The organism is Monashia sp. HAY1-5C (assembly GCF_056755255.1).
Genome location: NZ_JBPGXG010000005.1, coordinates 59,057 through 68,349 on the forward strand (window position 1 = coordinate 59,057; position 9,293 = coordinate 68,349).

Here is a 9,293-nt window from a genome sequence, read left to right on the forward strand (position 1 = left end):
GCGTATGGCGGCGCGGCGGACCGGGGTGCCGGCCGCCCACGGGCCGTCTCGCGTCCGCCGAGGCGATCGGTCTACGGTGGGCGCATGACCGACCCGACCTCCCTGCCCAACTTCATGCCGAGCTCCCCGGAGGGCGTCCCGAACGGGGCCCCGGCGTCCGACACCCCGGTCCGCGACCGCGTCGTCGCGGTCCTCAAGGGTCTCGGGATCGAGGCGAGCATCGACGGCGACGGCGACATCGAGTTCGCGATCGTCGACAACGAGGGCACGAGCACGACGCTGTTCGCCCGCGTCGCGGAGGGCGACCTCGCCGTCGTCCGCTTCTTCGGCCAGTGGCAGCTCGCCGAGCCCGTCTCGCCCGACCGCAACGAGCGCCTCGCCCGGTGCAACGACCTCACGATGCAGCTCAACATCGTCAAGCTCTCGCTCGTGCAGGAGAGCCTCGTCGTCTCGGCCGAGCACGTCATCACGCCGAACGCCGACCTCGACATCCTCGTGCCGCTCTCGGTCAACCACATCCTGCAGAGCGTCGGCTTCTTCTTCCAGTCCTGGCTGCCGACGGACGCCGTGTCGCCGGGCGAGGCCTGATGGGCGAGCTCGTCCGGCTCGAGGTCGAGGACGGCATCGGCACGATCCGCCTCGACCGGCCGAAGATGAACGCCCTCAACATCCAGGTCCAGGAGGAGATCCGGGCCGCCGCCGGTGAGGCCGCCGAGCGCCCCGACGTCAAGGCCGTCATCGTCTACGGCGGCGAGCGCGTCTTCGCGGCCGGGGCCGACATCAAGGAGATGCAGGCCATGTCGTACACCGACATGGTCGACCGCTCGGCGCCGCTCTCCTCCTCGATCACCGCGGTCGCCCGCATCCCGAAGCCCGTCATCGCGGCGGTCACCGGGTACGCGCTCGGCGGCGGCTGCGAGCTCGCGCTCGCGTGCGACTTCCGCGTCGTGGCCGACGACGCGAAGCTCGGCCAACCCGAGATCCTCCTCGGCATCATCCCGGGCGCCGGTGGGACGCAACGACTTTCGCGGCTCGTGGGCGCCTCTCGTGCGAAGGAGATCATCCTGTCCGGCCGGTTCGTCGACGCGCAGGAGGCCCTCGCCATCGGCCTGGCCGACCGCGTGGTGCCGGCGGCCGACGTGTACACCGCCGCCCGTGAGTGGGCGGCCACCTTCGTCGGTGGGCCGACGTACGCCGTCCGCGCGGCCAAGGAGGCCATCGACCGGGGCCTCGAGGTGGACCTCGAGACCGGCCTGGAGATCGAGCGGATGCTTTTCGCCGGGCTCTTCGGCACGCGCGACCGCGAGATCGGCATGACCTCGTTCGTCGAGCAGGGTCCGGGCAAGGCGCAGTTCGAAGGCCGGTGACCCACCGGTGCCACAGCCGCTGGACGTCCTCGTGTTCTACGCGCCTGTCGGGTCGACCGAGGACGTCCTCGCGGCCCTCTTCGCCGCGGGCGCGGGGGCCGTGGGGGACTACACGGAGTGCGCCTGGTACGTCGAGGGCACGGGGCAGTTCCGGCCGGGCCCCGGCGCCGTACCGGCGATCGGTGCGGTCGGCCACCTCGAGACGCTGCGCGAGCACCGCGTCGAGGTCACCTTCCCGCGTGACCGGCGGGCCGCCGTCGTCGCGGCGTTGCGCGACGCCCACCCGTACGAGGAGCCGGCCTTCTACGTCGTCGAGACGGGCGCCGTCTGAGCGGCGCACCGCCGTCCGGCGCAGGCCGGTGGGGGTGCCGTGTCGGCCGGCGGGTGGTGAGTGTCACGCCCGCCGCGTGGTGAGTAAGCGGTTGCTCAGTGAGAGGATGACGCCAGTGCCGGAGCGACTCCGGCAGCCCCATCCACGCAACGGAAGAGGACGTTCACCCATGAACATCGTCGTCTGTGTCAAGTACGTGCCGGACGCGCAGGCCGAGCGCACGTTCGACGCATCGGACAGCACGACCGACCGTGAGAACGTCGACGGTCTGTTGTCCGAGCTGGACGAGTACGCCGTCGAGGAGGCGCTCAAGATCGTCGAGGCGGGTGAGGGCGAGGTGACCGTGGTGACGGTCGGCCCGGACCGGGCCGCCGACGCCGTCAAGAAGGCGCTGCAGATGGGCGCCGACAAGGGCGTGCACGTCAACGACGCGGCGATCCACGGCTCCGACGCGGCGGCGACGTCGCTGGTGCTGGCCGAGGCGGTCAGGAAGCTCGGCGAGGTCGACCTGGTCGTGACCGGGATGGCCAGCACGGACGGCACGATGGGCGTGGTCCCGACGATGCTGGCCGAGCGGCTCGGGCTGCCGGCGGTGACGTACGCGTCCGAGCTGAGCGTCGAGGGCGGCGGCACGGGCGGCACCGGTGGCACGGTCACGGCCCGCCGCGACGGGGATGCCTCGACGCAGACGATCACGGCCACGCTGCCGGCGTTGGTGTCGGTGACCGACCAGATCAACGAGCCCCGCTACCCCTCGTTCAAGGGGATCATGGCGGCCAAGAAGAAGCCGGTCGAGCAGTGGACGCTGGCCGACCTGGGCATCGACCCGGCGCGGGTGGGGCTGGAGGCGGCCTGGACCCGGGTCGAGTCGTTCGCCGCGCGGCCGCCGCGTACCCAGGGCCAGATCGTCACCGACGAGGGCGACGGCGGCAGCAAGCTGGCCGCGTTCCTGTCCGAGCGCAAGTTCGTCTGACCGACCCCCAGCCACAGAAGGGAACCCACGAACCATGGCTGAAGTTCTCGTGCTCGTCGACCACGTCGAGGGCAAGGTTCGCAAGACGACCTCGGAGCTGTTGACGATCGCGCGTCGTCTCGGTGAGCCGTCGGCGGTCTTCGTCGGGGCCGGCTTCGACGCGGCCCGGGAGACGCTGGCCCGCTACGGCGCGGAGAAGGTGTACCGGGTCGAGGCGCCGGAGGTGCTCGAGCACCTGGTCGTGCCGCAGGCCGAGCTGCTGGCGCAGCTGGTCGGCAAGCTGACCCCGGCGGCGGTGCTGGTGCCCTCCTCGCCGGAGGGCAAGGAGATCGCGGCCCGGGTGGCGATCAGGACCGAGTCGGGCCTGGTCACCGACGCCGTGGACGTGCAGGCCGCCGACGGTGGCGGGGTGGTGACGACGCAGTCGGTGTTCGCCGGGTCGTACACGGTCACCGCGACGGTGACGCAGGGCACGCCGATCGTCGCGGTGAAGCCGAACTCGGCCACGCCCGAGGAGGCCCCGGCGGCCGCGGCCGACGAGGTGCTCGACTTCACCCCGTCCGAGGCCGCCAAGGGAGCCCGGATCACCGAGTCCAAGCCGAAGCAGGCCACCGGCCGTCCGGAGCTGACCGAGGCCGCGATCGTCGTGTCCGGTGGCCGCGGCACCGGCGGTGACTTCTCCCCGGTCGAGGACTTCGCCGACAGCCTCGGCGCAGCGGTCGGCGCGTCCCGCGCGGCGGTCGATGCCGGCTGGTACCCGCACACCAGCCAGGTCGGGCAGACCGGCAAGCAGGTCAGCCCGCAGCTGTACGTCGCGTGCGGGATCTCCGGGGCGATCCAGCACCGGGCCGGGATGCAGACCTCCAAGACCATCGTGGCGGTCAACAAGGACAACGAGGCCCCGATCTTCGAGCTGGTCGACTTCGGCGTCGTCGGGGACCTGTTCACCGTGCTGCCCCAGGCCACCGAGGCGATCAAGGCCGCCAAGGGCTGACCACCGGCGCACCGAGGACGAGGGCCCCCGACCGTGCGGTCGGGGGCCCTCGTCGTCGCGGCGGATACCGCCGGGCAGGAGGAGCCTGGGCTCAGGCGACGGCCTCCCCGGGGCCCTGCTCGTCACGCACCACCCGCGAGGACGTGCGGGCCCAGCTCGAGAGCCGCTCCCGGTTCGCGACGTACCGCCGCCCGCCGGAGCCGAACGCCCACCACGGGGCCTGCAGGGCCTCGCACGGAAGCCTCGTCAGCCGCTCCGACCCGCGCCGGAACTCGACGCGTCCGGTGCTCGACACCCGACGCACGAGCCGCCGCTCGACGGTCGTCGAAGAGAGCATGTTGTGGACCCGCAGCTCGTCCCGGCGCAGGTCGACGCGAGCCCGCCACGCGCGCACCGCGAGGACCAGCGCCGACGTGAGGCACACGGCGAGGGCCGCCGGCGCGGGCACCGCCGGGAGGTATCGCTCGAGCAGCCGGGCCACGAAGTAGCCGATGACCGGGCAGGCGAGCGCCGTCACGACGCGGTGCCAGGTCGGGGCCTGCAGCGTGCTGCCTCCGGTGTCCTCGTGCGAGCCACCCATGCCGCCGATGATAGGCGGCGAGCCCGCGGGCGCCCGAGCGCCGGCCCCCGACGGTCGTCGCGGAACCACCGGGCCACGGAGCCCCCCGGGGTGGGGTCGGAGGGCTCCGCGGCGTCCGGGGTGGGCGAGTCGCCCGGGCGGGCCGTCTCAGCCACAGGTCGGGCAGGCCCGCCTCAGCGCGTCAGGGCCGCCACCGCCGCGACGACGTCGACGAGCCCGTGGCCCTTGTCGAACGAGGTCGTGCCGCTGCCCTCGGCGTCCGGCTCGTACGCGGCACCGTCGGTGTACTTGTACGCCGACGACTCGAGCGCGGCCTCGACCTGGGCGGGCGTGGCTGCCGGGTCGGCCTGGAACAGCTGCGCGACGATGCCGGAGATGTGTGGCGTGGCCATCGACGTGCCGCTGATGGTGTTGTAGTCGTCGCCGTCGCGCGGGTCGCCGCCGGAGGTGCAGATCGGCAGGTAGATCCGGCACGAGGACGTGATCCCCTCGCCCGGTGCGGAGATGTCGGGGTAGCTCGACAGCTGTCCGCGCTTCCCGCGGGAGCTGAAGGTGCTGACCGTGCCGTCACGGGTGCCGGAGTCGTGGTCGTTGTAGGAGGCGACCGAGAGGATCCCCGGGGTGGGGTCCTGTCCGGGCGGGTTGGACAGGTTGGCCGAGCCGTCGCCGCCGTCGTTGCCGTTGGCCCAGACGGTGACCACGCCCTCCCGGACGAGGGCCCGCTGGAGCTTGACCGTCGCGGAGTTCGGGTCGAGCTCGCCGCCGCCGGACGGTCCGTACGAGTTGCTGGTGACCTTGATCGGGGGGCAGGTGCTCGCGGGGACGCCCGCTCCGCACGGGGCCGCGTGGTGCTCCAGCACCCAGTTGAGGGCGGAGTCGGCGCCGACGATGAACAGGACCGCGCCGGTGCTCAGGCTGACGAGGCTCGCGCCCGGCGCCGCGCCGTGCATCCTCGTCCCGTCCGACAGGGTGACGTCGCGGCCGGCGACGATGCCGTTGACGTGCATGCCGTGGCCGCCGACCGAGAGCAGGTCGGTGTCGAGGCTGCCGGCGTCGACCGGCTGGCACGGCAGGACCTCGAGCGGGTCGCACACCACCTTGAGGTTCTTGACGACGGCCGAGCTGCCGTCCGGGTTGCGCAGGAACGGGTGGCTGGGGTCGACGCCGGAGTCGATGACCGCGACGCTGACTCCCGAACCGTCGAGGGGCCTGCCGTTCGCGCCGGTCAGGGTGGCGCGCGCCTCCGAGCCGCGCGTCGCCGTGTTCGACGTCGACAGGTACAGGCTGATCGGCTCGTTGCCCTCGACGTAGGTGACGCCGGGCGCGGCGCGCACGGCCGCGATCTGCGCCGGCAGGCCTGCGGCGACGACGGCCCCGATCTTGTCGAAGCTCTCACGGACGACGAGGCCGGAGGCCGTCGCGGCGCGGCGGGCGGTGGCGACGTCGGAACCGTGGACGAGGACCGTCGTCGGTCGCAGGCTCGGGAGGCTGGGCCACTGCCGGGCGAGCCAGGGGGACAGCGGAGCGAGGCCCGTCGTGCCCGTCGCGGCGCCGGGCGTGGACAGGCCTGCGGCGGCGTCGGACGCGCCGGAGGCGCCCGCGGAGCCGGCGCCGGCCAGCCCGGTGGCGACGAGGGCGAGCGTGCCGACGCCTGCGGCGACGGCGGTGCGGAGGCGGGTTCTGGTCGTGCCGAGCATGGTTCCCTCTCTGCCGGGGCCGACGCCCACGGTGGCGGCGACCTGTCCCGTCAACGAGACGTCGGTGGCGCAGGTTACGGTCGGTAGCCGCGTCGTGGGCGCGTCGTGGGCGCGTCGTGGGCGCGGGCGGGCGGGGGAGCGGCACGCCCTAGAATCGTGCGGTGACCGCGTACCTGGACCATGCCGCGACGACGCCGATGCTGCCGGCGGCGCTCGACGCGATGACCCGCCAGCTCGCGGTCGTGGGCAACCCGTCCTCCCTGCACCGCACGGGTCGTGAGGCGCGGCGGGCTGTCGAGGAGTCCAGGGAACGCATCGCCCGGGCGCTCGGGGCGCGGCCCTCGGAGGTCGTCTTCACCTCCGGCGGCACCGAGTCGGACAACCTCGCGCTCAAGGGCACCTTCTGGGCCCGGCGGGACGCCGACCCCGCACGCGTCCGACTGCTCGTCGGGGTCACCGAGCACCACGCGGTCCTCGACTGCGTCGACTTCCTCGTCGCGCACGAGGGCGCCAAGGTGACCTGGCTCGAGTGCACGCCCGAGGGGTTCGTCGAGCCGGCCACGCTGCGCCGCGCCGTCGAACAGGACCCGGGGTCCGTCGCGCTCGTGTCGGTCATGTGGGCCAACAACGAGGTCGGCACCGTCCAGGACGTCCCGGCGCTGGCCGCCGTCGCCCGCGAGTTCGGCATCCCGTTCCACACCGACGCGGTCCAGGCGGCGGGGCACGTGCCGGTCGCTTTCGCCGCGAGCGGGGCCGACCTCATGTCGGTGACGGCGCACAAGCTCGGTGGCCCGATCGGCGTCGGGGCCCTGGTCGTGCGGCGCGATGCCACGCTCGTGCCGTTGACGCACGGCGGCGGGCAGGAGCGGCAGGTCCGCTCGGGCACCCTCGATGCCCCGGCCATCGTCGGCTTCGCCACGGCACTGACCGCCGCGGTCGAGTCGATGGACGCCGAGGCGCAGCGGCTCGTGGCCCTGCGCGACGCCATCCTCGAGCGCGCCATGGAGGTGGCCCCCGACGTCCGGCCGACCGGTTTCTGGGAGCCCGGTGACTCCTCCCGGCGCCTGCCGGGGAACGCGCACCTGCTCGTGCCCGGCTGTGACGGCGACTCGCTGCTCTACCTGCTCGACGCCGCGGGCGTCGCCTGCTCGACCGGGTCGGCGTGCCAGGCCGGGGTGCCGCAGCCGAGCCACGTCCTGCTCGCCATGGGCATCGAGGAGTCCGACGCTCGCGGTGCGCTGCGCCTGACCCTCGGACACACCTCGACCGAGGCCGACGTCGACGCGTTCCTCGCCGCCCTGCCGGCGGCGCTGGACCGGGCCCGGAGGGCTCGCGAGGCGACGTCATGAGGGTCGTCGCGGCGATGAGCGGCGGCGTCGACTCGGCCGTCGCCGCCGCCCGCATGCTCGATGCGGGACACGAGGTCGTCGGCGTGCACCTGGCGCTGAGCCAGAGCGCCGCGACGCTGCGGGAGTCCGCGCGCGGCTGCTGCACCATCGAGGACGCGGGTGACGCGCGCCGGGTCGCCGACGTGCTCGGCATCCCGTTCTACGTGTGGGACATGGCCGAGCGGTTCCGGCGCGACGTCGTCGACGACTTCCGCGCCGAGTACGCCGCGGGGCGCACGCCCAACCCGTGCCTGCGCTGCAACGAGCGCATCAAGTTCGCGGCACTGCTCGACAAGGCGCTGGCGCTCGGGTTCGACGCCGTGGCGACCGGTCACTACGCCCGGATCGTCGAGGTGCCGGACGCTGCGGGCGGGACGCGCCGCGAGCTGCACCGGGCCGTCGACGCGGCCAAGGACCAGAGCTACGTCCTCGGCGTGCTCGAGGCCGACCAGCTGGCGCGCTCCTTCTTCCCGCTCGGTGACACGACGAAGCCGGACATCCGTCGTGAGGCGGCCGAGCGGGGGTTCTACGTCGCGAACAAGCCGGACAGCCACGACATCTGCTTCATCGCCGACGGCGACACCCGTGGGTGGCTGACGCGCGAGCTCGGCGAGGCGCCCGGCGAGATCGTGGACACCTCCGGTGCCGTCGTCGGCGAGCACCGGGGGGCGTTCGCGTACACCGTCGGCCAGCGTCGCGGCCTGGCGCTCGGGCGGCCGGCGGCCGACGGGCAGCCCCGCTACGTCGTGGAGGTGCGTCCGGAGAGCAACCGGGTCGTCGTCGGCACGGCCGACCTGCTCGGCGTCAACGCGATGAGCGGTCGGCACGCACGCTGGTGCGGCCCCGCGCCGCACGGCGTCGTCCGCGTCGGCGCGCAGGTGCGCGCCCACGGCGAGGAGCACCGGGCCATCGCGTGGGCGGAGGGTGACACCGTCGAGGTGCGCCTCGACGAGCGCATCCGTGGGGTCGCACCGGGGCAGTCGGTCGTGCTCTACGACGGTTCCCGGGTCATCGGGTCGGCGACCATCGCCTCCTCGCGCCTCGAGCGCGAGCCGGTCGGCTGACCTCGCGTGCCGGTCAGTGCACCGACCGGGACCACGTGAGCACCCGCGCGGTCGGGGCGAACCCGATCGCCTCGTAGATGCGACGCGGCCCCGGGTGGTCGTCGTCGCCGCGCGGCGTCACCTGTGCGACGCGGCCGCCGACGTCGCGCAGGGCGTGCAGGGCCGCCAGCGTCACGGCGCCGGCCAGGCCGCGGCCGCGGTGTGCCGGGACGCAGCCGACGGGCTCCACGAGGCCGGCGCCGGTCTCGGGGTCCAGCCACACGAGGGCCGAGGCCACCATCGCCCCCGCCGCGTCGACGGCGACCCAGTCGAGGTCGGGACGGTAGGGCCAGGTGCGCATGAGCTGGGCATAGGCGAGCGCGTCCACCCGGGATGGCGCGTCGTCCGACCACGCCGCGGCGTGCACGGCCGCGCGCGCGGCCGCCTCCTCCGGGCCGACCGCCCGGAAGGCGTACCCCCGGACCCTGGGCACCGGCAACAGGTCGGCGAGGTCGAGCGTGTGGTGGGTGAGGAACGGCGCGCCCGGCTGCGGCTCGAACCCGGCGTCGCCGAGCGCGGCCTCGACCGCCGCGTCGCCCTCGACCGCCATGGTCGACTGCTCGTCCGCGTCGCTCCACTCCTCGAACCACTCGAGGACCTCCGCGGCGACCTTCGGACGGGCCGGGTCGACCTGCAGCTCGAGCCAGTCGGGGCTCTCGGCCCAGCCGAAGGCCACCGTGCGCTCGCCCTCGGCCCAGACCGCCAGAGCCTCTCCCTCGCCGAGGGCCTGCACGTCGACGGGTTCGGAGTACCGGTTCCAGGCCAGCTGCCCCGGGTGGAACCGGCTCCTCGGCGTCCACGTGCGGGAGCACAGGTCCTGCATCTGTCTCTTATACACATCTGACGCTGCCGACGACGGA

10 protein-coding genes are annotated in these 9,293 nt (G+C 73.8%); 7 read left to right on the plus strand and 3 right to left on the minus strand.

All coding sequences use genetic code 11. The features are described from left to right. The first annotated feature begins 84 nt into the window (after positions 1-84). From ACR9ZK_RS01690 to ACR9ZK_RS01710, 5 genes are all read left to right on the plus strand, one after another. The gene (locus ACR9ZK_RS01690) at positions 85-588 is read left to right on the plus strand and encodes a type III secretion system chaperone family protein (protein WP_481339399.1); all 504 of its coding nucleotides are present in this window, start codon (positions 85-87) and stop codon (positions 586-588) included. Continuing rightward, complete coding sequence (locus tag ACR9ZK_RS01695) at positions 588-1,367, plus strand: enoyl-CoA hydratase/isomerase family protein (RefSeq protein WP_481339401.1); 780 nt, start codon at positions 588-590, stop codon at positions 1,365-1,367. Before ACR9ZK_RS01690 ends, ACR9ZK_RS01695 begins: the two co-directional genes overlap by 1 nt. A gap of 7 nt (positions 1,368-1,374) precedes the next feature. After that, entirely contained in the window at positions 1,375-1,698 is a 324-nt protein-coding gene (locus ACR9ZK_RS01700; protein ID WP_481339403.1) for a hypothetical protein, read from the plus strand. A 169-nt stretch (positions 1,699-1,867) separates the two neighbouring features. Continuing rightward, on the plus strand, positions 1,868-2,671 hold the full coding sequence (locus ACR9ZK_RS01705; RefSeq protein ID WP_481339405.1) for an electron transfer flavoprotein subunit beta/FixA family protein: 804 nt from the start codon (positions 1,868-1,870) through the stop codon (positions 2,669-2,671). A 34-nt stretch (positions 2,672-2,705) separates the two neighbouring features. Continuing rightward, the gene (locus tag ACR9ZK_RS01710; protein ID WP_481339407.1) at positions 2,706-3,665 is read left to right on the plus strand and encodes an electron transfer flavoprotein subunit alpha/FixB family protein; all 960 of its coding nucleotides are present in this window, start codon (positions 2,706-2,708) and stop codon (positions 3,663-3,665) included. Between the two features lie 91 nt (positions 3,666-3,756). On the opposite strand, the gene ACR9ZK_RS01715 is transcribed toward ACR9ZK_RS01710, so the two are convergent. Then, on the minus strand, positions 3,757-4,245 hold the full coding sequence (locus ACR9ZK_RS01715; protein ID WP_481339409.1) for a hypothetical protein: 489 nt from the start codon (positions 4,243-4,245) through the stop codon (positions 3,757-3,759). Positions 4,246-4,418: 173 nt separating this feature from the next. Then, complete coding sequence (locus ACR9ZK_RS01720) at positions 4,419-5,942, minus strand: S8 family serine peptidase (RefSeq protein ID WP_481339411.1); 1,524 nt, start codon at positions 5,940-5,942, stop codon at positions 4,419-4,421. A gap of 161 nt (positions 5,943-6,103) precedes the next feature. Here ACR9ZK_RS01720 and ACR9ZK_RS01725 point away from each other — a divergent pair, with 161 nt between their 5' ends. Together ACR9ZK_RS01725 and mnmA are read left to right on the plus strand one after the other, a co-directional pair. Then, positions 6,104-7,291, plus strand: a complete 1,188-nt coding sequence (locus ACR9ZK_RS01725; RefSeq protein ID WP_481339413.1) for a cysteine desulfurase family protein — start codon at positions 6,104-6,106, stop codon at positions 7,289-7,291. Then, the gene (mnmA, locus tag ACR9ZK_RS01730; RefSeq protein WP_481339415.1) at positions 7,288-8,394 is read left to right on the plus strand and encodes a tRNA 2-thiouridine(34) synthase MnmA; all 1,107 of its coding nucleotides are present in this window, start codon (positions 7,288-7,290) and stop codon (positions 8,392-8,394) included. Before ACR9ZK_RS01725 ends, mnmA begins: the two co-directional genes overlap by 4 nt. 13 nt (positions 8,395-8,407) lie before the next feature. Here mnmA and ACR9ZK_RS01735 read toward each other — a convergent pair whose 3' ends face one another. Then, entirely contained in the window at positions 8,408-9,271 is an 864-nt protein-coding gene (locus ACR9ZK_RS01735; protein ID WP_481339417.1) for a GNAT family N-acetyltransferase, read from the minus strand. Positions 9,272-9,293 lie beyond the last annotated feature (22 nt).